Annotated in this window: 26 protein-coding genes; 13 read left to right on the top strand and 13 right to left on the bottom strand. The window is 68.8% G+C overall.

Going from position 1 to position 22,951, the window contains the following annotated elements; translation table 11 throughout:
* The 7 genes from ACSVDD_RS08950 (at position 1) to ACSVDD_RS08920 (ending at position 8,674) form a co-directional block, all read left to right on the top strand.
* Positions 1-192, top strand: coding sequence for a formate dehydrogenase (locus tag ACSVDD_RS08950; protein WP_448188981.1), 192 nt, complete (start codon positions 1-3; stop codon positions 190-192).
* 9 nt (positions 193-201) lie between these two features.
* Positions 202-3,081: a formate dehydrogenase subunit alpha gene (locus ACSVDD_RS08945; protein WP_448188980.1), complete on the top strand. Its 2,880-nt coding sequence runs from the start codon at positions 202-204 to the stop codon at positions 3,079-3,081.
* Positions 3,082-3,100: 19 nt separating this feature from the next.
* Positions 3,101-3,697, top strand: a complete 597-nt coding sequence (gene fdh3B / locus ACSVDD_RS08940) for a formate dehydrogenase FDH3 subunit beta (RefSeq protein ID WP_448188979.1) — start codon at positions 3,101-3,103, stop codon at positions 3,695-3,697.
* A gap of 140 nt (positions 3,698-3,837) precedes the next feature.
* Complete coding sequence (locus tag ACSVDD_RS08935) at positions 3,838-4,266, top strand: hypothetical protein (protein WP_448188978.1); 429 nt, start codon at positions 3,838-3,840, stop codon at positions 4,264-4,266.
* A gap of 3 nt (positions 4,267-4,269) precedes the next feature.
* On the top strand, positions 4,270-5,259 hold the full coding sequence (gene hybA, locus ACSVDD_RS08930; RefSeq protein ID WP_448188977.1) for a hydrogenase 2 operon protein HybA: 990 nt from the start codon (positions 4,270-4,272) through the stop codon (positions 5,257-5,259).
* Entirely contained in the window at positions 5,252-6,430 is a 1,179-nt protein-coding gene (gene hybB, locus ACSVDD_RS08925) for a Ni/Fe-hydrogenase cytochrome b subunit (RefSeq protein WP_448188976.1), read from the top strand. Before hybA ends, hybB begins: the two co-directional genes overlap by 8 nt.
* Before the next feature lie 45 nt (positions 6,431-6,475).
* Complete coding sequence (locus tag ACSVDD_RS08920) at positions 6,476-8,674, top strand: NahK/ErcS family hybrid sensor histidine kinase/response regulator (RefSeq protein WP_448188975.1); 2,199 nt, start codon at positions 6,476-6,478, stop codon at positions 8,672-8,674.
* A gap of 132 nt (positions 8,675-8,806) precedes the next feature.
* Here ACSVDD_RS08920 and ACSVDD_RS08915 read toward each other — a convergent pair whose 3' ends face one another.
* From ACSVDD_RS08915 to rfaD, 12 genes are all read right to left on the bottom strand, one after another.
* A complete protein-coding gene (locus ACSVDD_RS08915) occupies positions 8,807-9,439 on the bottom strand; it encodes a response regulator (RefSeq protein WP_448188974.1) in 633 nt (210 codons plus the stop codon).
* A gap of 38 nt (positions 9,440-9,477) precedes the next feature.
* Positions 9,478-9,756 carry a hypothetical protein gene (locus ACSVDD_RS08910; RefSeq protein ID WP_448188973.1) on the bottom strand — a complete coding sequence of 93 codons (279 nt, stop codon included), beginning with the start codon at positions 9,754-9,756 and terminating at the stop codon, positions 9,478-9,480.
* Between the two features lie 391 nt (positions 9,757-10,147).
* Positions 10,148-10,600, bottom strand: a complete 453-nt coding sequence (locus ACSVDD_RS08905; RefSeq protein ID WP_448188972.1) for a phasin family protein — start codon at positions 10,598-10,600, stop codon at positions 10,148-10,150.
* Between the two features lie 123 nt (positions 10,601-10,723).
* Positions 10,724-11,362, bottom strand: coding sequence for a TetR family transcriptional regulator (locus tag ACSVDD_RS08900; protein WP_448188971.1), 639 nt, complete (start codon positions 11,360-11,362; stop codon positions 10,724-10,726).
* 44 nt (positions 11,363-11,406) lie between these two features.
* Positions 11,407-11,886, bottom strand: coding sequence for a YbaK/EbsC family protein (locus ACSVDD_RS08895; protein WP_448188970.1), 480 nt, complete (start codon positions 11,884-11,886; stop codon positions 11,407-11,409).
* Positions 11,886-12,821 carry a ribose-phosphate pyrophosphokinase gene (locus tag ACSVDD_RS08890; RefSeq protein ID WP_448188969.1) on the bottom strand — a complete coding sequence of 312 codons (936 nt, stop codon included), beginning with the start codon at positions 12,819-12,821 and terminating at the stop codon, positions 11,886-11,888. The genes ACSVDD_RS08895 and ACSVDD_RS08890 overlap by 1 nt, the downstream gene beginning before the upstream one ends.
* A gap of 197 nt (positions 12,822-13,018) precedes the next feature.
* A complete protein-coding gene (locus tag ACSVDD_RS08885; protein WP_448188968.1) occupies positions 13,019-13,438 on the bottom strand; it encodes a bacteriohemerythrin in 420 nt (139 codons plus the stop codon).
* A gap of 141 nt (positions 13,439-13,579) precedes the next feature.
* Positions 13,580-14,011 (bottom strand): acyl-CoA thioesterase, encoded by a 432-nt coding sequence (locus ACSVDD_RS08880; RefSeq protein WP_448188967.1) that lies wholly within the window; start codon positions 14,009-14,011, stop codon positions 13,580-13,582.
* Positions 14,008-14,775 (bottom strand): peptidoglycan editing factor PgeF, encoded by a 768-nt coding sequence (pgeF, locus tag ACSVDD_RS08875; RefSeq protein ID WP_448188966.1) that lies wholly within the window; start codon positions 14,773-14,775, stop codon positions 14,008-14,010. The genes ACSVDD_RS08880 and pgeF overlap by 4 nt, the downstream gene beginning before the upstream one ends.
* 37 nt (positions 14,776-14,812) lie before the next feature.
* Positions 14,813-15,934, bottom strand: coding sequence for a class I SAM-dependent methyltransferase (locus ACSVDD_RS08870; protein ID WP_448188965.1), 1,122 nt, complete (start codon positions 15,932-15,934; stop codon positions 14,813-14,815).
* A 4-nt stretch (positions 15,935-15,938) separates the two neighbouring features.
* Positions 15,939-16,742, bottom strand: a complete 804-nt coding sequence (lgt, locus tag ACSVDD_RS08865; RefSeq protein WP_448188964.1) for a prolipoprotein diacylglyceryl transferase — start codon at positions 16,740-16,742, stop codon at positions 15,939-15,941.
* Positions 16,743-16,754: 12 nt separating this feature from the next.
* Positions 16,755-17,741 carry an ADP-glyceromanno-heptose 6-epimerase gene (rfaD, locus tag ACSVDD_RS08860; protein WP_448188963.1) on the bottom strand — a complete coding sequence of 329 codons (987 nt, stop codon included), beginning with the start codon at positions 17,739-17,741 and terminating at the stop codon, positions 16,755-16,757.
* Positions 17,742-17,875: 134 nt separating this feature from the next.
* Here rfaD and ACSVDD_RS08855 point away from each other — a divergent pair, with 134 nt between their 5' ends.
* From ACSVDD_RS08855 to pth, 6 genes are all read left to right on the top strand, one after another.
* Entirely contained in the window at positions 17,876-18,145 is a 270-nt protein-coding gene (locus ACSVDD_RS08855; RefSeq protein ID WP_448188962.1) for a type II toxin-antitoxin system TacA family antitoxin, read from the top strand.
* Between the two features lie 92 nt (positions 18,146-18,237).
* Entirely contained in the window at positions 18,238-18,579 is a 342-nt protein-coding gene (locus ACSVDD_RS08850; RefSeq protein ID WP_448188961.1) for an accessory factor UbiK family protein, read from the top strand.
* Positions 18,580-18,799: 220 nt separating this feature from the next.
* The gene (locus tag ACSVDD_RS08845) at positions 18,800-19,303 is read left to right on the top strand and encodes a type III secretion system chaperone family protein (RefSeq protein ID WP_448188960.1); all 504 of its coding nucleotides are present in this window, start codon (positions 18,800-18,802) and stop codon (positions 19,301-19,303) included.
* Positions 19,304-19,307: 4 nt separating this feature from the next.
* The gene (proC, locus tag ACSVDD_RS08840) at positions 19,308-20,114 is read left to right on the top strand and encodes a pyrroline-5-carboxylate reductase (protein ID WP_448188959.1); all 807 of its coding nucleotides are present in this window, start codon (positions 19,308-19,310) and stop codon (positions 20,112-20,114) included.
* A gap of 319 nt (positions 20,115-20,433) precedes the next feature.
* Complete coding sequence (locus ACSVDD_RS08835; RefSeq protein WP_448188958.1) at positions 20,434-21,042, top strand: 50S ribosomal protein L25/general stress protein Ctc; 609 nt, start codon at positions 20,434-20,436, stop codon at positions 21,040-21,042.
* Between the two features lie 60 nt (positions 21,043-21,102).
* Complete coding sequence (pth, locus tag ACSVDD_RS08830) at positions 21,103-21,678, top strand: aminoacyl-tRNA hydrolase (protein ID WP_448188957.1); 576 nt, start codon at positions 21,103-21,105, stop codon at positions 21,676-21,678.
* 6 nt (positions 21,679-21,684) lie between these two features.
* On the opposite strand, the gene ACSVDD_RS08825 is transcribed toward pth, so the two are convergent.
* Positions 21,685-22,881: a hypothetical protein gene (locus ACSVDD_RS08825; RefSeq protein ID WP_448188956.1), complete on the bottom strand. Its 1,197-nt coding sequence runs from the start codon at positions 22,879-22,881 to the stop codon at positions 21,685-21,687.
* Positions 22,882-22,951 lie beyond the last annotated feature (70 nt).

Below are 22,951 nucleotides of genomic sequence, written 5' to 3'. Positions count from 1 at the left end.
ATGAGCAGCGACGAGCGCCGGTCCGGCATCCACCGACGGGACTTCCTGTTCCGCACCACCAGCGGCGTCGCGCTCGGCGTCGCGGCGGCCGTGAGCGCCCCCGGCACCGCCCCGGCGGCGGAACCCGCCCCGGAGTCCGGCTATCGCGAGACGGAACACGTCCGCAAAGCCTACGCGCTCGCCCGCTTCTAGGAGGCTCCGATGCTGAAGAAGAAAACCACCGCGTCGGCTTCCGGCCGCGGCCTCGCCAAGGCGCTGTCCGGCCTCACCGGTTCGACCGTCGACCGCCGCGCCTTCCTGCGCAATTCTGGTCTGGCCGCCGGCACCGCCGCCATCGGCCTGCCGCTGGGCATGACCCGCAAGGCCGAGGCTGCCGCGCCCACCGCCGCTGGCGCCACCATCCGCCAAGTCAAGACCATCTGCACGCACTGCTCGGTGGGCTGCACGGTCATCGCCGAGGTGCAGAACGGCGTGTGGATCGGCCAGGAGCCGGCCTTCGACAGCCCGCTGAACCTCGGCGCGCATTGCGCCAAGGGCGCCGCGGTGCGCGAGCACGCGCACGGCGACCGCCGGCTGCGCTACCCGATGAAGCTGGTGGACGGCAAGTACACCCGCATCTCCTGGGAGCAGGCGATCACCGAGGTCGGCGACAAGCTGCTGAGCATCCGTGAGACCTCCGGCCCGGATTCGGTGTTCTGGCTGGGTTCGGCGAAGTTCTCCAACGAGCAGGCCTACCTGTTCCGCAAGTTCGCGGCGTTCTGGGGCACCAACAACGTCGACCATCAGGCGCGCATCTGTCACTCGACGACGGTGGCCGGCGTGGCGAACGTCTGGGGCTACGGCGCCATGACGAACAGCTACAACGACATCCAGAAGTCGCGGGCGATGTTCTTCATCGGCTCGAACGCCGCCGAGGCGCACCCGGTGGCGATGCTGCACGTGCTGAAGGCCAAGGAGCAGAACAACGCGCCGCTGATCGTCGCCGATCCGCGCTTCACCCGCACGGCGGCCAAGGCCGACGAGTACATCCGCTTCCGCCCCGGCACCGACGTTCCCTTGATCTGGGGCCTGCTCTGGCACGTGCTGGAGAACGGCTGGGAGGACAAGGACTACATCGCCAAGCGCGTCTACGGCTTCGACGACGTCCGCGCCGAGGTGGCGAAGTGGACCCCGGCCGAGGTCGAGCGCGTCACCGGCGTTCCCGGTAGCCAACTCAAGCGCGTCGCCCGCACGCTGGCGTCCAACAAGCCCGGCACGCTGGTCTGGTGCATGGGCGGCACTCAGCACCATGTCGGCTCCAGCAACACGCGCGCCTACTGCATTTTGCAGCTGGCGCTGGGCAACGTCGGTGTTGCCGGCGGCGGCACCAACATCTTCCGCGGCCATGACAACGTGCAGGGCGCCACCGACTTCGGCGTCGTGTCGGACAGCCTGCCCGGCTACTACGGCCTCGCCGAGGGAGCGTGGAAGCATTGGGCGCGCGTCTGGGACGTGCCGTACGACCAGATCCTGGCGCGCTTCAAGTCGAAGGACTTCATGGAGAAGACCGGCATCCCAGTCTCCCGCTGGTTCGACGGCGTGCTGGAAGCCAAGGAGAACATCGACCAGCCCGACACCGTGAAGGGCATGGTGTTCTGGGGCCACGCGCCCAACAGCCAGGTCCGTCTGCCCGAGATGAAGAAGGCGATGGAGAAGCTGGACATCCTGGTGGTGGTCGATCCGTTCCCGACCATGACCGCGGTGCTGCACGACCGCAAGGACGGCGTCTATCTGCTGCCGGCGGCGACGCAGTTCGAGACGGTCGGCTCGGCCACCGCGTCCAACCGCTCGGTGCAGTGGCGCGACAAGGTCATGGAGCCGCTCTTCGAGAGCAAGACCGACCACGAGATCATGCACCTGTTCGCCAAGAAGTTCGGCTTCGCTGAGCCGATGTTCAAGAACATCAAGGTGAACGGCAACGAGCCGGACATCGAGGACACGACGCGGGAATGGAACCGCGGCATGTGGTCGGTGGGCTACACCGGCCAGTCGCCGGAGCGCATCAAGCTGCACATGCAGCACCAGCAGACCTTCGACAAGACGACGCTGCGCGCCGTCGGCGGCCCGTGCGACGGCGACTATTTCGGCCTACCGTGGCCGTGCTGGGGCACGCCGGAGATGAAGCATCCCGGCTCCGCCAACCTGTACGATCCCTCGCTCCCCGTCGCCGAGGGCGGTGGCGCCTTCCGCGCCCGCTTCGGCGTCGAGTACAAGGGCGCCAACCTGCTGGCCGAGAACTCCTACCCCGTGGGCTCGGAGATCAAGGACGGCTACCCCGAGGTCACCATGGCCATGCTCCAGAAGATGGGCTGGGACAAGGACCTGACCGAGGCGGAAATGGCCGTCATTTCCAAGATCGGCGGCGAGAAGATCGGCGCGGTCAGCTGGACGACGGATCTCTCCGGCGGCATCCAGCGCGTGGCGATCAAGCACGGCCTGAACCCGCCCGGCAACGCCAAGGCGCGCTGCGTGGCCTGGAACTTCCCCGATCCGGTGCCGGTGCACCGCGAGCCGCTGTACACCTCGCGCCGCGATCTGGTGGAGCAGTACCCGACCTACAAGGACACCAAGCTCTGGCGCCTGCCGACGCTCTACAAGTCGATCCAGGACCGCGACGTGGCCAAGGAGTACCCGATCATCCTCACCTCCGGCCGTCTGGTCGAGTACGAGGGCGGCGGCGAGGAGACGCGCTCCAACCCGTGGCTGGCCGAGTTGCAGCAGGATATGTTCGTCGAGATCAACCCGGCCGACGCCAACAATCTGGGCATCCGCGAGGGCGCCATGGTGTGGGTCGAGGGGCCGGAAAAGGGCCGCGTGAAGGTCAAGGCGCTGGTCACCGAGCGCGTCGGGCGCGGCGTGGCGTTCATGCCCTTCCATTTCGGCGGCCATTTCCAGGGCGAGGACCGGCGCTCGCACTACCCGAAGGGCGCCGATCCCATCGTGCTGGGCGAGGCGGCCAACACCGCCACGACCTACGGCTACGATCCGATCACGCTGATGCAGGAAACCAAGGCCACGCTCTGCCGCATCTCGGCCGCTTGATCACAGGAGTTTTTTGATTATGGCGCGTATGAAATTCCTGTGTGACGCGGACCGCTGCATCGAGTGCAACGCCTGCGTCACCGCCTGCAAGAACGAACACGAGGTGCCCTGGGGCATCAACCGCCGCCGCGTCGTCACCATCGGCGACGGAAAGCCGGGGGAGCGCTCGATCTCGGTGGCGTGCATGCACTGTTCGGACGCGCCGTGCAAGGCGGTGTGCCCGGTCAACTGCTTCATCCAGACCGAAGACGGCGTGGTCCTGCACAACAAGGACCTGTGCATCGGCTGCGGCTATTGCTTCTACGCCTGCCCGTTCGGCGCGCCGCAGTACCCGCAGGCCGGGGCGTTCGGCAGCCGCGGCAAGATGGACAAGTGCACCTTCTGCAACGGCGGCCCGGAGCCCACGAACACCGACGCCGAGTTCAAGAAGTACGGTCGCAACCGCATCGCCGAAGGCAAGCTGCCGCTGTGCGCCGAGCTGTGCTCGACCAAGGCGCTGCTGGCCGGCGACGGCAACGTGGTGTCGGACATCTACCGCGAGCGCGTGGTGGCGCGCGGCTTCGGCTCAGGCGCGTGGGGCTGGGGCACGGCGTACCAGATGAAGTCGGGGCAGTAAGAAGAGCCCTCTCCCGTCCCGGGAGAGGGTGGCCGCCGCAGGCGGCCGGGTGAGGGTAAGGCCAAGGATCCTTGGCTTTCCCCCCACCCTAACCCTCCCCCGGGGCGGGGGAGGGAATGGGCCACGAGCGGTGTAAGCGCATGCACACGAGATACCTGATCCCCGTCCTCCTCCTGCTCTCCGCCCCCGCGGCGGCGCAGGAGGTCGGCGTCAAGCCCTTCAACGAGACGCCCGGACGCGCCAGCGTCGCCGACTTCTGGCAGGCGGTGAAGGGCGGCGAGACCGGCCGTCCCTCCAGTTCCAGCGTCAAGGCCGACTACCTGATGCACCCGCCGAACCCCGCCTGCGCCGACAACCGGCCGTGCAGCGAGAAACTGGTCGGCTTCGCCCTGCCGGTGCACGCCACCATGTCGCCGCCGCTGGTCAGCGTCGGCACCGGACCGGAAACCGGCGCGCTCGCCGTGCTCGGCGGCTTCGCGGTGCTCGGCCTGCTGGGTGCGCTGCGCCTGCTGGTGCGTCTGGGCAAGCCGGACGCGGCCGAACACCACGCCCTCGGGCACGGGGACTGAACGATGACCGTCAGCAGACGCAATTTCCTGCGCGGCGCCGCCGCCGGCTGCACCGCCGCCGCGGCCTCCGTCGCCGCCCCCGCGCCGGCCGAGGCGCGCGGCAACAAGGAGCTGCCGCCCGAAGCGGTCGGCCTGCTGTTCGACGCCACCATGTGCGTCGGCTGCAAGGCCTGCGTGGTCGCCTGCAAGGAGGCCAACGGCCTGCCGATCCAGGTGCCCATGGAGCGCGCCTACGAGGACCCGAGCGAGGCGCTCTCCCCCACCTCCTTCAACATCATCAAGATGTTCAAGGAGGGTGAGCCCAAGGCGAAGGACACCGCGCAGGACGGCTTCTCGTTCATCAAGCGCTCGTGCATGCACTGCGTCGATCCCGGCTGCGTCTCGGCCTGCCCGGTCAACGCGATGACCAAGGACGCCAGGACGGGCGTGGTCAGCTACAACGCCGACGCCTGCATCGGCTGCCGCTACTGCGTGATGGCCTGCCCCTTCGGCATCCCGAAGTTCGATTACGACAAGGCGGTGCCCGAAATCCACAAGTGCCAGCTCTGCAATCATCTGTGGAAGGACGGCCGCTTCTCGGCCTGCGCCGACGTCTGCCCGACCGGCGCCACCATCTTCGGCCCGGTGACCAAACTGCTGGCCGAGGCCAAGCGGCGGCAGGCGATGGAGCCCGGCACGATCGCCAAATTCCCGCGCCGCTCCACCGAGACCGGCGACCAGACCAAGGAAAAGCCGGCCGCCAAGTATGTGGACCACATCTACGGCGAGAAGGAAGGCGGCGGCACGCAGATGCTCATGCTGAGCGGGGTGCCGTTCGACAAGCTGGGCCTGCCGACCCTGCCCGAGCGCTCCTACGCCAGCATGTCGGAGACGGTGCAGCACACGCTGTACGACGGGCTGATCGCCCCGGCGGCGGTGCTCGGCGGCTTGCTGGCCGCCACCTACCGCAGTTCGCGCAAGACCGGCGAGCACAAGGAGCAGGGCGATGAGTAAGTACGAATCCGCCGGCGGCAAGCTGGTCACCCCGGTCACCCTGTTCCTGGGCGCGCTGGTCGCCATCGCCGGGTACTTCATCCTGATGCGCTTCATCTACGGCATCGGCGCCCCGACCCCCTTTGGCGCGGTCACCAACCTGAACGACGGCTACAGCTGGGGCATCTGGGTCGTCTACGACGTGGTGATCGGCACGGGCCTCGCCTGCGGCGGCTATGCGCTGGCGCTGCTGGTCTACGTGTTCAACCGGGGCGAATACCATCCGCTGGTGCGCCCGGCGCTGCTCGCCTCGGTGTTCGGCTACACGCTGGGCGGTGTGGCGGTGATGGTGGACCTCGGGCGCTGGTGGAACTTCTGGCACATCCTGTCGCCGGGCTACGCCAACCCCAACTCGGTCATGTTCGAGGTGGCGGTCTGCATCGCGCTGTACATCCACGTGCTGTGGTTCGAGTTCTCGCCGACCATGTACGAGCGCTGGGGCTGGAAGAACGCGGCGCGGCGGACCAACAAGGCGATGTGGGTGCTGGTGGCGCTGGGCTGCCTGTTCCCGATGATGCACCAGTCGTCGCTGGGCTCGCTGCTGATCGTCATGGGCGCCAAGGTGGACCCGCGCTGGCACACCATGCTGCTGCCGGGGCTGTTCCTGCTGTCGGCGATCTCCATGGGCTTCGCGGTGGTGATGTTCGAGGCGACCCTGTCCGCCGACGGCTTCCGCCGCCCGCGCGAGACGCACATACTGAAGAAGCTGGCCGTGGTGCTGGCGGGAATCCTGAGCGTCTATCTGCTGGTGCGCTTCGGCGATCTGGCGTGGCGCGGGCAGATCCCGGCGCTGTTCAAAGGCGACTTCCTGGCCGGCATGTTCTGGCTGGAGATCGCGCTGTTCGCCCTGCCCATCGCGCTGTTCAGCAAGGCCGAATGGCGCGAGAGCCCGCGGCTGCTGCTCGTCGGTTCGATCAGCATGCTGCTGGCGGCGGCGCTGTATCGGGTGGACGGGTTCCTGGTGGCGATGACGCCGAACGGCGACGCGTTCCACTACTTCCCCTCGGTGCCGGAGCTGATGGTGACCATCGGCATGATCGCCTTCGAGGTGCTGGCCTACATCGTGCTGGCCCGCGTGCTGCCGGTGATGCACGCGCACGGGACGCCGGAGCCGGTGCCGGCGGGGGATTGAGGGAGGTCAATCGCCCCGCCGCCGGCATCGTGTAGCCTGTGTTCCATGAGCAAGGCGATGATCGGACCGGAGAACGAAGCCCCTCGCCCCCCAAGGGGAGAGGGGCTTAGAAGCGCGCTGGCGCTCACCCTCCTCCTTTTCCTCGCCCTCTCCCCCCTCGCCCACGCCGCCCCGCCTTCGGAGTGGGCCGGGCGTGAGACGCCGTCCGGCGTCGATCCCCTCATGCTGCAAACCGACCGCTGGCCCGGCCGCGCCGATTTCTGGCGCGACGTGCGCAATGGCGCTGAGGGCACCGTCAACCAGCCGAGCCCGTGGCACCGCGGCGTGCTGATCCAGCTGACCGGCGCCGACTGGGGCTCGGTGCGCACGGACATCGTCGCCACCTACGGCAAGCAACTGGTCGCCATCACCGCGGCGGTGCTGGTCGCCTTCTTGATGCTGCAAGGCCGCCTGCGCGGCGCCGCCGGGACGCTCGCCCGCTGGGCCGGGCACTTCCGCAACCTGGAACGGCTGGCCTACGGCACCACGGCGGTCAGCTTCCTGCTGCTCGGCGGCACCGGCCTGACGATCCTCTACGGCCGGCGCATGATCGCGCCGCTGGTCGGCAAGGACGCGTTCGCCACCATGGCGCTGTCGGCCAAGCAGATCCACGACATGGTCAGCTGGACCTTCATGCTGGGCGTGGCGCTGCTGGTGCTGGTGTGGATTCGCAACCACGTGCCGGCCGGCGGGCGGTTCCGCTTCTGGAGGAGCGCGCCGCGCACGCCCGACCCCGCCGCCCTGCCCCGCCCGCTGGGCAGCACCGAGCATCTGGTGTTCTGGTCGGCGGTGGGCGGCGGCATCGTGGTCAGCTACAGCGGTTTGGCGCTGCTGTTCCCGCTGGCGCTGGTCGAGCTGCAGAAGATGCAGATCATGCAGATCGTGCATTCGGTGTCGTCGCTGACGCTGGCGGCGCTGATCTTCGGGCACGTGCTGATCGCCTCCATCGTCGTGCGGGAGAACGCCCGCAAGCTGATCGAGGCCAAGGAGGTGCTGGAGCGCCGCGTCGACGAGCGCACCGCCGAGCTGATGCAGGAGATCGCCGAGCGCCGCGCCGTCGAGGCGGCGTTGGAGGCCGCCCGCAACGAGGCGGAGGAGGCCAACCGCTCCAAGGACCGCTTCCTGGCCGCCGCCAGCCACGACCTGCTCCAGCCCATGAGCGCCGCCCGCCTGATGGTGGCGAGCCTGATCGAGCGCCCCATGCGGCCGGAAAACCGCGAGCTGGTCGAGAACATCCACGTCGCCCTGAGCGGCGCCGACGATCTGCTGAGCGACCTGCTGGACATCTCCAAGCTGGATGCCGGCGGCGTCACCCCGCAGGTGTCCGCCGTGGCGCTCGGGCCGCTGCTCGACTCCCTGGCGACCGAGTTCGCTCCGCTGGCCGAGGCGGCGGGACTGGCGTTGAAGGTGCTGCCCTGCCATCAGGTGGTGCGGACCGACGCGCATCTGCTGCGCCGGGTCCTGCGCAATCTGGTCAGCAACGCCATCCGCTACACCCGGCAGGGGCGCGTTCTGGTGGGATGTCGATATGAGGGCGACGCGGTGCGCATCGAGGTGTGGGACACCGGCATCGGCATCCCGCACGACCGCCTGACCAAGATCTTCGAGGAGTTCCACCGCGAGGGCCGCGCCGCCCGCATCCACGCCCGCGGTGCCGGCCTGGGCCTCGCCATCGTCGAGCGCATCGCCCGCGTGCTGGGGCATGGGGTCGGCGTGCGCTCGGTGGTCGGCAAGGGATCGGTGTTCACGCTGGCGGTGCCGCGGGTGCTCGGCGCCGCCGTTCCAGAGGCCGCCGCACCGGACGCCGAGGACGATCTGGCCGGCGTCGCCATCCTCGCCGTGGACAACGACGAGAGCGTGCTGATGGGGCTGACCTCGCTGCTGCGCGCCTGGGATTGCGAGGTGCTGCCGGGCACGGCGCCGGAGGACGCCGTCACGGAGGCGCTGCGCTCCGGCTTCGTGCCCGACCTGCTGATCGCCGATTTCCATCTGGACGAGGGGGCGATCGGCGTGGATTTCGTGCGCGCGGCGCGGCGCGCGCTGGGTGCCGAGGTGCCGGCGATCATCGTCACCGCCGACCGCACCGCGGCGGTCCGCGAACGCATCGAACGCGAGGGCCTGCACCTGCTGCACAAGCCGCTGAAGCCCGCAAAGCTGCGCGCCCTGGTCAGCCACGCGCTGACGAAGGTGCCGGAAGTCGCTTAACCCTCTCCCGCCCCGGGAGAGGGTGGCGCCGCAGGCGCCGGGTGAGGGTAGAGCAAGGATCCTTGGATGCACCCTCACCCTCCCGCTCTTCGAGCGGGCCCCTCCCTCTCCCGGGACGGGAGAGGGGATCAATCACGGTTTCCCGAACCGCGCCTGATTGGCGAGCATCACCGCCTGCGTCCGGTTGTAGACGTTCAGCTTGCGCAGCAGCCCGGTGACGTGCGTCTTCACCGTCGATTCCTTGATGCCCAGCTCGTAGGCGATCAGCTTGTTGGCCTTGCCCTCGGCCATCAGCGCCAGCACCTTGGACTCGGTGCGGCTCAGCTTCTTGAAGGCGTCGGGCGTCGCCTCGCCGCCCCCGGCCGGCACGTCCGCGGCCACCGGGGCGGTCGGCCAGTAGCGGCCGCCGGCCAGCACCTTGGACACCGCCGCCGCCATAGCCATGGGCTCCGCCGTCTTGGCGATGAACCCCGCCGCCCCGTAGGTCGCCGCCTGGCGCACCGTGTCCGGGTCGGCGAACGCCGAGACGATGAGGATCGGCACCGACGGCACCGCGTTGCGCAGGCCGACCAGCGCGCTGAACCCCACCGCCTCGGGCATCGACAGGTCGAGCAGGATGAGGTCGAGGTCGTCGTTGGCCTTGCGCTTGGCCTCCTCCACGGTGGCGGCCTCGACGATGTCGAACGCCTCTCCGGTCGAGCGCAGGATGTCCCTGAGCGCGTTGCGGAACAGCGGGTGGTCGTCGGCAATCAGCACCGTCAGCATGATGGCCGCATCTTCGATGATCCGACGCCCGGACTCAACTATCCTCGAACGCCGGCCCCAGACGCCGGCACCAATTCCGCGTCGCTTGTGGCCACCCGGACCCAGAGCCGCCCTTGCAGGGTGAACCCGTTCTCCAATAGCCACGTGCGCTCGGCCGGATCGGTCGCCCGGTAGAGGAACAGGCTCCAGTTCGGGCGGCCGGACTCGTCGTCGCCCGCCGTCGTGGCGTAGGCGCGGAGCGAGTAAGGGAAGTCGTCCCGCGTCACCGGAATTCGCGGTGAGGGCGGGGCTTCGGGAAGCGCGTCAGGCACAGCCATGGCCACTCCACGCGCCACCACGCGCCGGATCACGCAGAGTGGGGGCCATGACATTATTCGTCCCAACCACTTCCAATTGAGATTCGAAGACGTATTTGACCAGTTGCCCGTCGTCCAGGCGAACATCGTAGCGTGGAACGCCCGCCAGCGTACGAGCAACGACGAGCGCTTCCCGACCATCTATTCTGACTCTGGTCCCTAGCCGCAGCATGGCTTCCCTCACCGTTGCTTGATCTTCTTCGATGAAGGCTAAGCGTTTGGGCGGCGCCGTGCTGTGTCAAAAACCGGACCATGGAGTCGGGCGGCCGAAAACGCAAAAGGGCCGCTCCGGCACGGAGCGGCCCCCTCGGCGTCATCTTCTCCGGGGCGTCCTCCCCGGAGCGGATGCTGCTTACTTCTTGCCAGCCTTGGCCTTGGCGCCGGCGATGGCCGACTTGACCTCGTCCAGGCTCTCCGACACGCGCTTGGCGAGCACGTCGGCGGCCTCGCTGTTCGACTTGGCGACCATCTCGGACAGCTCGCGGATGTTCGACAGCGACTTCTCGAACGTGGCCTTGATCAGCTCGGCCTGCTTGGCGGCCTTGTCTTCCGGCGAGCCGGCGGCGATCACTTCGGTGGCGGCGCTGCCGGCGGCTTCCAGCGACTGGCGCACGATCTCGGCCTGACGGCGGAGCACGGCCTGCAGGCCCTCGATGGCGAGCTGGTTCGCGGCGGTCACCGCCTCGATGTTCTTGCGCTGCGTGGCCAGAATCGCGTCCACGTCGATGCCGGGCACCTTGAGGTCGGTCAGCACCTTCGAGAAATCCACGTCGAAGAACGGATTGCCAGTCGGCTTGGTCGCCATGTTTCATCCCCGTATATGGTCCGGCCGGGCTGCGGCGCAGCCAGCAGGGCGCGTTTGAAGTGCCCACACCATAATCAACGGATTGCTGCGGCGCAACATACAAGACGCCGCAAGGGTTCACATTCAACCGGCCGCAGCATCCACAGGTTCCCTGCCCGTGTCGGATGATTGAGCGGCGCCGGGCGCGGGAAGGCGCCCGGATCGGAACAGGGTGTTGGCCCAGGATTCGGCGCGGCGCAGCTCGGCGTCCAGGGCGGCCATGGTGCGCGCCAGATCGGCGGTGTCGTCCTTGAGAAAGCTGCGCATGACGCGGGCGTGCACGCCCCCCAGGCCCGCCACCAGCGCCGCCCCGCCCGGCCCGTCCGGGTCGATCCCGGCCGCCCGCAGCATCCACGCCATGGAGCGGGCAAAGGTGCGCGCGAAGGCCAGCGCGGTCAGCGGCTCGCGCGGCAGGTCGCGCATGACGGCGGCCAAGCCGGCGCGGTAGGGCACCAGTGCGTCGAAGCGCCGCATCATCACGTCGAAGACACGGTCACGCGCGCTCTCCTCCGGGTCGGGCGGGATGTCGCTGGCGAGCACGGCAGCGTCGGCCGCCTCGGCGACGCCGGCAAGCAGCGCGGCGCGGGTGGGGAAACGCCGGTACAGCTCGCCGAGCGGCACGGGCACGGCGCGCGCGACATCGGCCAGACCGGTGCGCCGCCAGCCGCGCTCGGCGGCGAGATCCATGGCGCGGTCGAGAATGGTGCGGGAAAGCTCGTCCATGACGGACAATGTGGGGAACGCGGGCGCCGTTGGGGAGGGGCGCCTTACTTCTTCACCGCCGCCACGCGCCCGCCGGTCATGCTGACCAGCTGGTCCGGGGTCAGGCGGAAGACGGCGTTGGGCGAGCCGGCGGCGGCCCAGATCGACTCCAGCCCCATCAGGTCGTCGTCGATCAGCACCAGCGGCGGCACCGCGTGGCCCAACGGCGGGACGCCGCCGATGGCGAAGCCGGTGGACTCGCGCACGAAGTCTGGGTCGGCGCGCTCGATCTTCTCGCCGATCAGCGCGCCCACCGCCTTCTCGTTCACGCGGTTGGCGCCGCTGGCGATCACCAGCACCGGCGTGCCGGACGTCTTCGCGCGGAAGATCAGCGACTTGGCGATCTGCGCCACCGTGCAGCCGATGGCCGCCGCGGCGTCTTCGGAGGTGTGGGTGCTGTCGGCGTGCTCGACGACGCGGTGACCCAGGCCGATCGCGTCCAGGAGGGCCTGGACGCGGGCGGCGGATGGGCTGAGCGCGGTCATTACGAGAACAGGCTGGAGACCGACCGCTCTTCGCTGATGCGCATGATCGCCTCGGCGATCAGCGGGGCGATGGTGAGCTGGCGGATGTTGCGGCTGACGCGCACCGCCTCGGTCGCCTGGATGCTGTCGGTAGAGACCAGCATCTCGATGGGCGCCACGGCGATGCGGGCAACGGCACCGCCGGACAGCACGCCGTGCGTCACGTAGGCGCCGACCGACTTGGCCCCGGCTTCCATCAGCGCGACCGCGGCGTTGCACAGCGTGCCGCCGGAATCGACGATGTCGTCCACCAGGATGCAGTGGGTGCCCTGCACGTCGCCGATGATGTTCATCACCTCCGACACACCGGCGCGCTCACGGCGCTTGTCGATGATGGCGAGGTCGGCGTCCAGGCGCTTGGCCAGCGACCGCGCGCGCACCACGCCGCCGACGTCGGGCGACACGATGGTGATCTCGCCCTTCTCGCCGAAGGCGGCGCGGATGTCCTTCTCGAACACCGGAGCGGCCATCAGGTTGTCGAGCGGGATGTCGAAGAAGCCCTGGATCTGACCGGCGTGCAGATCCATGGTCAGCACGCGGTTGGCGCCGGCCTGGGTGATCAGGTTCGCCACCAGCTTGGCCGAAATCGGCGTGCGCGGGCCGGTCTTGCGGTCCTGGCGGGCATAGCCGAAGTACGGGATCACCGCCGTGATGCGCCGGGCCGAGCCGCGCTTCAGCGCGTCGATGGTGACCAGCAGTTCCATCAGGTTGTCGTTCGCCGGGAACGAGGTCGACTGGATCACGAAGACGTCCTCGCCGCGGACGTTCTCGTTGATCTCGACGAAGACCTCCATGTCGGAGAACCGCCGGACGCTCGCCTTGGCAAGCGGAACACCCAGGCACGTGGAAATGGCTTCGGCAAGCGGACGGTTGCTGTTGCCGGCAAGCACTTTCATCGCAGTCGGCTCTTTCTGAAGGAGGTTCGCACCGGGTGCCGCGGTCGGCCACGTGGCCCCAACTGCACCCCCCGAAAAACGCGCGGGACCATAACAAAGGGTCGCCCCCCTGTAAACGTCCTATGACGCCCGGACGGAAACGCCCGCGCAGAGGTCCGTTGCGCGGGGAGCGTGGCCGGCGCGCGCGGCGCGGCTCCCTATTTCGGAGTGTATTTGGCGAGGTGGTGGCGCAGCTTCAGGTCGGCCTTGGCGAAGTGATCCAGGAACCAGAATTGCAGCACCTGATCCGCATTGCCCTTGACGTAGTTGAAATCGAAGGCGGACTCGCGCGCCTCAACCTGGGTGATCAGCTCGTCCAGAAGCTCCAGCAGGCGGGCGTGCTGCGCCTGATGCTCGGTGATGTGCGGGTAGCGGATCGATGCCTGCACCCGCTCCTCGCGGGCGAAGTGGCGAACCGTGTGCTTGCGCAGGGTATAGAGCACGTCCAGCGCGGTCTCGCGGTGTTCCTCCGCGCCGGTGGTGTCGACGAAGCGGCGGATCAGTTCGTGCTGCTCGTGGTGGTCCGAATCCAGACCGCCGTGGTCGATGTTCATCTCCTCGCGCCAGTCGAGAACCATGGCTCCCCCTTCCGCTTCCGATCGGGCCGGCACGGGGGCGACCGACCCCCGAATCGGCAAGGCTGCGCCTACGGATCATCGCCCAACGCGCCGGGCGTTGCAATCGGCTTAGCGAACTAAGGGTACAGCGAACGGAGTGCTCTACACCCTGGCGTACGCCTCGGCGCGGGCGCGGAGGGCGGCGGGGATGGGGATGGGGCGGCGCGTCGCGAAGTCGATGACGACGGAGACCAGCTTGCCCTCGAAATAGCACGTCCCCAGAGCATCGTCGCCGACGACGCGGAAGGCCAGGCTGGAGCCGCCGACCTTTTCCAGCAGCACCGACACGTTCATCTCCAGCCCCGGCGCCATCGGCGTGCGGAAGTCCACCGAGGTGTGCACAGTGGGCGCCCCCTGCCCTTCGGCGATCAGTTCCATCCAGGGAACGCCGCCGATCTCGTGGAACCACGCCTCCACCGCCTCGGTGATGTAGTCGAAGACGCGCGGCGTGTAGAGGATGCCCGCCGGGTCGCAGTCGCCCCACTTCACCGTGCGCGTCATCACCAGACGGTCCATGTTCCGGGCCTCGCTCATGATTGGAGTGCGATGGCGGACAGGCCGCGGCCATAGTCCGTCTCGCCGCGCAGGCAGGCGCGGCGGTAGCTGAAGAAGCGCTTTTCCTCGGCCAGCGTGTCGTTGGGGCAGCGCGCCACCACCTCCACCCCCGCCTTGGCGAGACGGTGGCCGACATAGCCGGCGAGGTCGAACAGGAAGTGCCCCTCGCGGCGCGACGGCGCGAAGAAGTCCGCCGTGCGCTCGTCCTCGGCGAGGATCGGCGCCGGGAACTCCGGCCCCACCTCATAGGAGCGCATGGCGATGCACGGGCCGACGGCGGCGACGATGCGCTCGGCCTTGGCGCCCAGTTCGATCATGCGGGCGACCGTCGCCTCGATCACGCCGCCCTTGGCACCCTTCCAGCCGGCGTGCGCGGCGCCGATGACCTTGGCGCTGGCGTCGGCGAACAGCACCGGCGCGCAGTCCGCGGTGAGGATGCCCAGCGCCAGCCCCGGCGACCGGGTGACCATGGCGTCGGCCTGCGGCCGCTCGTCCGGCCCCCAGGGCTTGTCGACGACGAGGCAGGTCGGGCTGTGGATCTGGTAGGCGGTGACCAGCCGGTCGGGCTCGACGCCCATGCGCCCGGCGGCGCGCGCCCGGTTCTCGGTCACCGCCGCCGGGTCGTCGCCCGAGCCGAGGCCGCAGTTGAGCGAGGCGTAGATGCCGGTGGACACGCCGCCCTCGCGGGTGAAGAAGGCGTGGCGGATACCGTTGAGGTCGTTGAGCGCGCCGAGGGTGATCACGAAGCCGGTCCTGCTGTTTGCGGGCCTGAAACGGGGCCTAAGACGGGTTTGGGGACTCGAACGCCGCCGGCGGGCCGAAGCCGGGGGAGGACAGCGCGAGCGCCTTGAACAAGGTGCCCATGCCGTCGCCGCCGATCAAGCGTTCCAGCGCGGCGTCGATGTCGGCGGCCTGTTTGGGCGTGGCGGTGCGCTTGAGCACCTGCGCGCGCTGGACGATGCCCAGACGCAGCAGCAGTTCGCCCTGCGGGATCGGGCCGTACGCCTCCGCACAGCCGTCGCGCGCGGCGGCGGCCAGCGTGGCGAAGTCCACGTGCGCGGTCAGGTCGGCGTCGCCGGGCGCCTCCAGCACCGGGGCGAAAGCGTGGCTGCGCAACGCCTGCAACGTGTCGCCCACCGATGGGCCGTCGGCGTAGCCGTAATCGATCACCAGCGCCGCGCCGCCATGCGCCGCCAGCCGCGCGCCCAGCAGGCGGGCGACGGACTGGCTGGCCGGCGACACCTCGACGATGCTGCCCACGGGAGAGTCGCGCAGGCTTTCGGGGACCAGGGTGCGGCCGGGGCTGCGGCCCAATTCCAGCACGAAGCGGAAGCGCGGCGAATCGTCGGGCGCGTCCGGGTCGAGGTCGATCAGCCGCTCCGACCAGCCGTGCACGGTGCGCTGCACCTGACGGATCGGCAGCGCATCGAAGAACTCGTTGGCGATGATCAGGCTCGGGCCGTCCGGCACATCGTCCAGGCGGTCGTGCCAAACGGGCCGGGTGAGCGGGGCGAGGGTGGCGCGCTGGCGTTCGCGCAGGGCCGGGCTGGTCTCCACCAGATGCACCTGCACCGCGGCGCGGAACGGCTGCAGGATGGAGGCGGCGCGCAACGCGTCGGCCATCAGCGTGCCGCGGCCGGGGCCGAGCTCGATGAGGTGGATCGTCGCGGGCATGCCCAGGCGCTGCCACGCGTCGGCGCACCACAGGCCGATCAGCTCGCCGAACATCTGGCTGACCTCGGGCGCGGTGACGAAGTCGCCGGCCGCACCGAACGGGTCCTGCTTCATGTAATAGCCGAAGCGGGGATGGCCCAGCGCCTCGGCCATGAAGGTGCCGACCGTCATCGGCCCTTCCAGCACGATGCGCCGGGCAAGCGTTTGGGCCAGCGTGTCGGCGCTCATCGCCTTACGCCGTGACTGCGCGGCGAGACCGCAGCGCCAGCCACAGGCCGACCAGCACCATCGGAATGGACAGTATCTGCCCCATGGTGGCGCCGCCCCACAGGAAGCCCAACTGCGCGTCCGGCTCGCGGAAGAACTCGACGATGATGCGGCTGAGGCCGTAGCCGATCAGGAACAGCCCGGACACCATGCCCGGCCGCGCCCGCACCGCCGGGCTGCGCACCGCCACCGCCAGCACGGCGAACAGCACCGCGCCCTCCAGAGCCGCCTCGTAGAGCTGGCTGGGGTGGCGCGGCACCTGGAGCGGGTCGCGCGGGAACACCACCGCCCATTCGAAGTCGGGGGCCGGGCGGCCGTACAGCTCGCCGTTGATGAAATTGGCGATGCGGCCGAAGAACAGGCCGATGGGCGCGGCGGCGCAGATCAGGTCGGCGAAGCTGTAGGGCGACAGCCCGCGCCGCCAGCAGAACAGCAGGATTGCCGCCAGCACGCCCAGCGTGCCGCCGTGGAACGACATGCCGCCGTGCCAGACCGCCAGCGCCTCCAGCGGGTCCTGCATGTAGTACGGCAGATTGTAGAACAGCACGTAGCCGATCCGCCCGCCGAGAATGACGCCCAGCACCGCCCAGGTCAGGAACTCGTCGTAATCGTCCGGCGACGGCCGGCCGGGGGTGGCGCGGGCGAGGCTCAGGCAATAGCGCCAGCCGAGGATGAACCCGGCGAGGTACGCCAGCGCGTACCAGCGGATGGCGATCGGCCCGATGGCGACGGCGACCGGATCGATGGTGGGAAAGGCGATGGCGAGCATGGCGGATCGGCCTCAGGCGTACGGGTCGGGCTGGGCGAGGAAGTCCTGCACGTAGCGGCGCACCCCCTCCTCCAGCCCGGTGAACGGCGCGTCGTAGCCGGCGGCGCGCAGGCGCGCGGTGCTGGCCTGGGTGAAGTACTGGTACTTGTCGCGCAGAGGCTCGGGCATGTCGAAATACTCGATGCGCGGGGCCTGCCCCAGCGCCGCGAAGGTCGCCTCCGCCAGATCCCCGAAGCTGCGCGCCTCGCCGGTGCCGACGTTGAACAGGCCGGACACCTCGGGGTTGTCGAGCAGCCAGAGCATGACGTCCACGCAGTCGCCGACCCAGATGAAGTCGCGGCTCTGCCCGCCGTCCGCCACGCCGTCGCGGTGCGACTTGAACAGCCGCGCCGGCTCGCCGGCCGCCAGCTTGGGGTGGAGCTTGGCGACGACGCTCATCATGTCGCCCTTGTGCGCCTCGTTGGGGCCGTAGACGTTGAAGAACTTCAGCCCGGCCCACTGCGGCGGCACCGTCTCGCCGTCCAGCACGGCGCGCGCCACGCGGCGGTCGAAGACGTGCTTGGACCAGCCGTAGGGGTTGAGCGGGCGCAGGTCCGCCAGCGCCTCCACCGAACCGTCGTCGTCGAAGCCCTGGGCGCCGTCGCCGTAGGTCGCCGCCGAGGACGCGTAGATGAAGCGCGCCCCGCGCCACGCGCACCACGTCCACAGATCCATGGACAGGGCAATGTTGTTGGCGACGATCTTGTCCACGTCGCGCTCGGTGGTCGCCGAGATGGCGCCCAGATGGAAGACCACGTCCACCTCGGCCGCGTGGCTGTCGAGGAAGGCCATGACGTCGTCCGGCCGCACCAGGGCCTTCACCTCGCGCTTGGCGAGGTTGCGCCACTTGTCGCCGTCGCGGAAGCGGTCCACCACCGCCACGTCGGTAACGCCGCGCGCCGCCAGTCCGGCCACGAGGTTTGATCCGATGAAGCCGGCGCCGCCGGTGACCACGATCATGCGCCTGCCGCTCCTGCCCCCGGAATATCCAACCGCCGGGTTATAGGGTGTGACCGGCCGCCCCGCAAGGCGTTGACCCACGCCGGGGACGGGCGCATGCTCGGGCCCGGATCGGAGCGAAGGAGGCAACGCCCATGAGCCAGGGGAAGAGCCGGACATCGGTGCGCATGCAACTGCGCGCCAGCCCCGCCCAGCGCCGGGTCCTGCACCGGGCTGCCGCCTCGTCCGCGCGGTCGGTGAATGCCTTCGTGCTCGACAGCGCGTGCGCCGCCGCCTATCAGATGCTGGCGGGTCAGCCGGATTTCGTGATGGACGATCCCGACTGGGAGCATGTCCTCGGCCTTCTGGGCCGGACGGCCGGCGAAAAGGAAGAGTTGCGCGCCCTTCTGGCCGGACCGGCGTGACGGGCCGCGCCTCAGAACGTTGAATCGGTGCGAGTGCGCCCTTATTAATGAGCAGTGCCCGGCGACGGGCCCCCGGAAACGGAATCGAATCGATGCAGGTCGACAACAAGCTTCTCGACGATCTTGCCCGTGTGGCCGGCGGTGCGCTCGGCGCGCTGTCCAACCTGCGCGAGGAAGCGGAGGCGCAGATGCGCCAACAGTTCGAACGCATCCTGTCGCGCATGGACGTGGTCTCGCGCGAGGAATTCGACGCCATCCGCGCCATGGCCGCCAAGGCCCGCGAGGAACAGGAGACGCTGAACGAGCGCGTCGTCTCGCTGGAAGCCACGGTCGCCACCCTGCTGGCCGAGCACCAGCTGCGCCACGGGGACGCGGCGCCGCGCCGGCACGCGACGGGGCACAACGACGCGCCCCACTCCGGGGCCAAGGCCTGAGCACCGGACATCCACTCGCCCGGCACGCGAACATTCCTGAGACCTTCGCGGCCTCGGGGACGAATCCTGTTGCGCGCCCGCGGTGCTTTTGGCACGTTGCTTTTTGTAGTAGCCCCCACGTGCTGATCCACAAGATCTCGGGTCATAGTCCCAGGTATCGGGGCACCCGGCGTCTGGAGCTTTGTGCCGTCCACCGCGCCTTCAGAGGAGGACGCAGACCATGTCGGCAGTAGCCGTCGACACCCCCGTGAACATCCGCAATCCCCTTGATGTGGTCGAGGAGATCGTCACCGCCAACGAATGGCCCTTTGAACGGGCCGGCGAGGACGAGCTGATCGTCGAGATCGGGGGACGGTGGTGCGACTACCGGCTCTATTTCGTGTGGCAGCCGGACGTCTGCGCGATGCAGTTCTCCTGCCAGTTCGACATGAAGGTGCAGGCCACCCGCCGCCACGCCGTGTCCGAGCTGCTGGGCGAGGTGAACTCGCGCCTGTGGCTGGGCCATTTCGACGTGTGCAGCGAGGAGCACACCCCGATGTTCCGCCAGACCACCCTGCTGCGCGGCTCGCGCGGCGCCACGGTGGAGCAGCTGGAGGATCTGGTGGAGATCGCGCTGTCGGAGTGCGAGCGCTTCTATCCCGCCTTCCAGTTCGTCATCTGGGGCGGCAAGACCGCGGCGGAGGCGGTGTCCGCCGCCATCCTCGACACCATGGGCGAGGCCTGATCCCATGGCGGCTTCGCTTCTGCTGGTCGGCTGCGGCAAGATGGGCGGCGCCATGCTGGACGGCTGGCTGAAGGCCGGCACCGTCGAGCGCGTCGTCGTGGTCGAACCCGGCGGGCTGCCGGACGGCCTGAACCACCCGGCCGTCACCACGGTGCCCGGCCCGCAGGATTTGCCGGCCGGCTTCTTGCCGGACGTGGTGGTGCTGGCGGTCAAGCCGCAGGTCATGGATGGCGTGGTGCCGGGCTATGCCGGGCTGGTCGGGCCGAAGACGGTCTTCCTGTCCATCGCCGCCGGCAAGACCATCGACTATTTCCACCGCCACCTCGGCGGTGCGGCGGCCATCGTGCGCGCCATGCCCAACACCCCTGCCGCCATCGGCCGCGGCATCACCGTCGCCGTGCCGAACGCCAGCGTGACCGCCGGCCAGCGTGCGCTGTGCGAAGCGCTTCTGGCCGCCGTCGGCGAGGTGGCCTGGGCCGAGTGCGAGTCCCAGATGGACGCGGTCACCGCCGTGTCCGGCAGCGGCCCGGCCTACGTCTTCCTGCTGGCCGAGGCGCTGGCCGCCGCTGGTGAAGCCGCGGGCCTGCCGTCCGAGCTGGCGCAACGTCTGGCACGCGCTACGGTGTCCGGCTCCGGCGAGCTGCTGCACCAGTCCCCGGCCCTGGCCTCGCAACTGCGCGAGGCGGTCACCAGCCCCGGCGGCACCACCCGCGCCGCGCTCGACGTGCTGATGGCGCCGGACGGAATGACCGAACTGATGACGCGAGCGGTGGCGGCGGCGACCAGGCGGTCGAAGGAACTGGCGCGGTAAGGTGCGCCGTTCCCCCGAGATCCGGGCAGACAGGGCAAGATTCACACGGATTTTGGGGATTTGAACACGGATTACACGGATTTTTTTATTCGTGCGCAGCATCGGCTTGCGGGAAAGCTGATGCGCTGCAAGCATCAAAAAATCCGTGTAATCCGTGCCTAAATCCGTGCAATCCGTGTGAATCTTGCCTTCCCCACGCGGAACCGCCGGGACAGGCCGCGCCCCTCCTCTCTTGACGAAACCGCCCCCTGGGCGTAAACACCGCGGCTCACGCGCCCGCACCCCTGGAGGCGGGCGCCTTTTCGTGTAGGAGCACAGCATGACTCAGGTTATCGCGCTCACCGCCGAGGTGCGTGAGCGGAGCGGCAAGGGGACCGCCCGCCAGACCCGCCGCGACGGCCGCATTCCCGCCGTGATCTATGGCGACAAGCAGCCCCCCATCACCATTTCGCTGGATCAGCGCAGCTTCGTGCGCATCCTGCACCAGCCGGGCTTCTTCACCCACCTGTTCGACGTGACCGTCGACGGCGCCACGCACCACGTGCTGCCGCGCGACGTGCAGTTCCACCCGGTCAGCGATCTGCCGCTGCACGTGGACTTCCTGCGCGTGTCGGGCAACACCCGCATCACCGTCATGGTGCCGGTCGAGTTCGTGAACCAGGACAAGTCGGCCGGCCTCAAGAAGGGCGGCGTGCTGAACATCGTCCGTCACGAGATCGAAGTGACCGCCGTCGCCGACAACATCCCCGAGCACATCACCGTGTCGTGCGAGGGCTTCGACGTCGGCGACTCGATCCACATCTCGTCGGTCAAGCTGCCGGAAGGCGTCAAGCCGACCATCGACCGCGACTTCACCATCGCCACCGTCGCCGCTCCGTCGGGCCTGAAGTCCGAAGCGGCCGAGGGCGAAGAAGCCGCTGCGTCCTGATAAGGGTTCGCGAGGGGGCTTCGGTCCCCTCGCACTCCCCCGCCAAGGCTTTGATTGTCCATGCTGCTGCTGGTCGGACTCGGCAATCCGGGCGCGGAATACGCGCGCAACCGGCACAACATCGGTTTCATGGCGGTCGAAGAGATCGCCCGCCGTCACGGCTTCTCGCCCTGGAAGAAGCGTTTCCAGGGGCAGACCGCCGAGGGCACCGTCGCCGGCGACAAGGTGCTGGCGCTCGAACCGCTCACCTACATGAACCTGTCCGGCCAGTCGGTCGGCGCGGCGATGCAGTTCTTCAAGCTGACGCCCGAGCAGGTGGTTGTCTTCCACGACGATCTGGACCTGGCTCCCGGCAAGATCCGCGTCAAGAAGGGCGGCGGCCACGGCGGCCACAACGGCCTGCGCTCGATGGACGCGCACATCGGCAAGGACTACTGGCGGGTGCGCCTGGGGATCGGCCACCCCGGCGACAAGAACGCCGTGTCCGGCTACGTGCTGCACGATTTCGCCAAGGCCGATCAGGCGTGGATCGAGCCGCTGATCGACGCCTGCGCGGCGTCCTTCCCGCTGCTGGTGCAAGGCCAGCCCGAGAATTTCATGAACAAGGTGACGCTGGCGACCCAGCCGCCGAAGTGATACGGCCTAGATCAGGACGCCGGCGAGAACCTTCAGCGCTTCCGTGAACGGCAATATCTGGAACAGGACGGGAAGGCCGGGCACGCACGAAATGGCCGCGACACGGGCCAGATGGATCGCGCTGAAGGGCACGACGTGCATCTGGCGCACCACCGTGTAGCTGGACCCCAGATCGACCAGCGACGACATGTCCGGATTTCCGAGCGGCTGCTCGCCGGGCGGCTTCTCGTCCTTGATCCATTTGTCGTGGAACAGCTGATTGTGGTGCTGGACCAGAATCCCATAGGAGCGCAACGCCTCCAGGCGGGTGCGGGCCAGCAAAGGCACGAAGATCAGCAGCGGCCCGAAGGTGGCGACCTCGACGAACACGAGGTAGGCGATGAGCAGGGGCGCCATGGCTTTCAGGCTTGCGAGATCCAGCCCCTCGAAATGGGTGCGGAAGGCGATCTCCGCGCCGATCACGCACCCCACGGCAAACGGGAATATGGCCATCGAGACATGGGCAACCCCAAGAAACCCCAGCCCCGCCGCCATATCGGTGTGGGTCGCAAGGAGGTTCAGCCGAAGCTGGGACACCTCCCGTAGGAACAGGGTCCAGATCACAAGCCGCCAAACCCACCGGAGCACAAAGAACTGCAGAAGGGGCATGGCGACGAAGCGGTACCAGAACCCCGAAGCGGACAGATGCAGTTCGCCGTTCACCCAGGCCGTGTGCCACGTGGTGGCCGTCAGCCCGGTCATCTGCTCCAGATTGACGAAGCGTGCACCGACCAGGGCGACGACCAGGAACGCCACCTCCGGCAGATAGGCCTCCCGCCGCCGCTGGACACGCTCGACCGCCGCCGCGAAGTCGGCTCGGCTCTCAGGCCGGACGATGCCGGCCTGGATGAAGCGCAGACCCGCGCTCCGCATGCGCGGACCGACCAGCAGCTCGGCCGCGAAGATCAGCGGAGCCCCCAGGAAAAACCGCGCATAGGTGGCGAAATCCCACAGGAAGGCCGATCTCGGCGTCGGGCCGAAGGCGTGCCCTTCCATCACCGCGAAGACGAGAAGCGGCACCCAGGCAATGGCGATGAAAGCGACGGTGCGGCGCATCACCGAAGGGCCGGCCCCCTTGACGATGCCGAGGCGCTGCATGATGCGATAGGCGGGGCCGCCAAGCTCGAATTCCAGTTCCGGCTCACGAAACGCCACGGTGTCCATCCGAGCCTCCATCGCTTGGCACCATCGGTTCAAAGCCACCACGTCCAAGTCGCTGCAGACGCCATCTCGG

This window comes from Azospirillum terrae, from assembly GCF_053470425.1.
The sequence above is the reverse complement of the archived record's forward strand: the minus strand, read 5'-3'. Positions and strand labels throughout refer to the sequence as shown.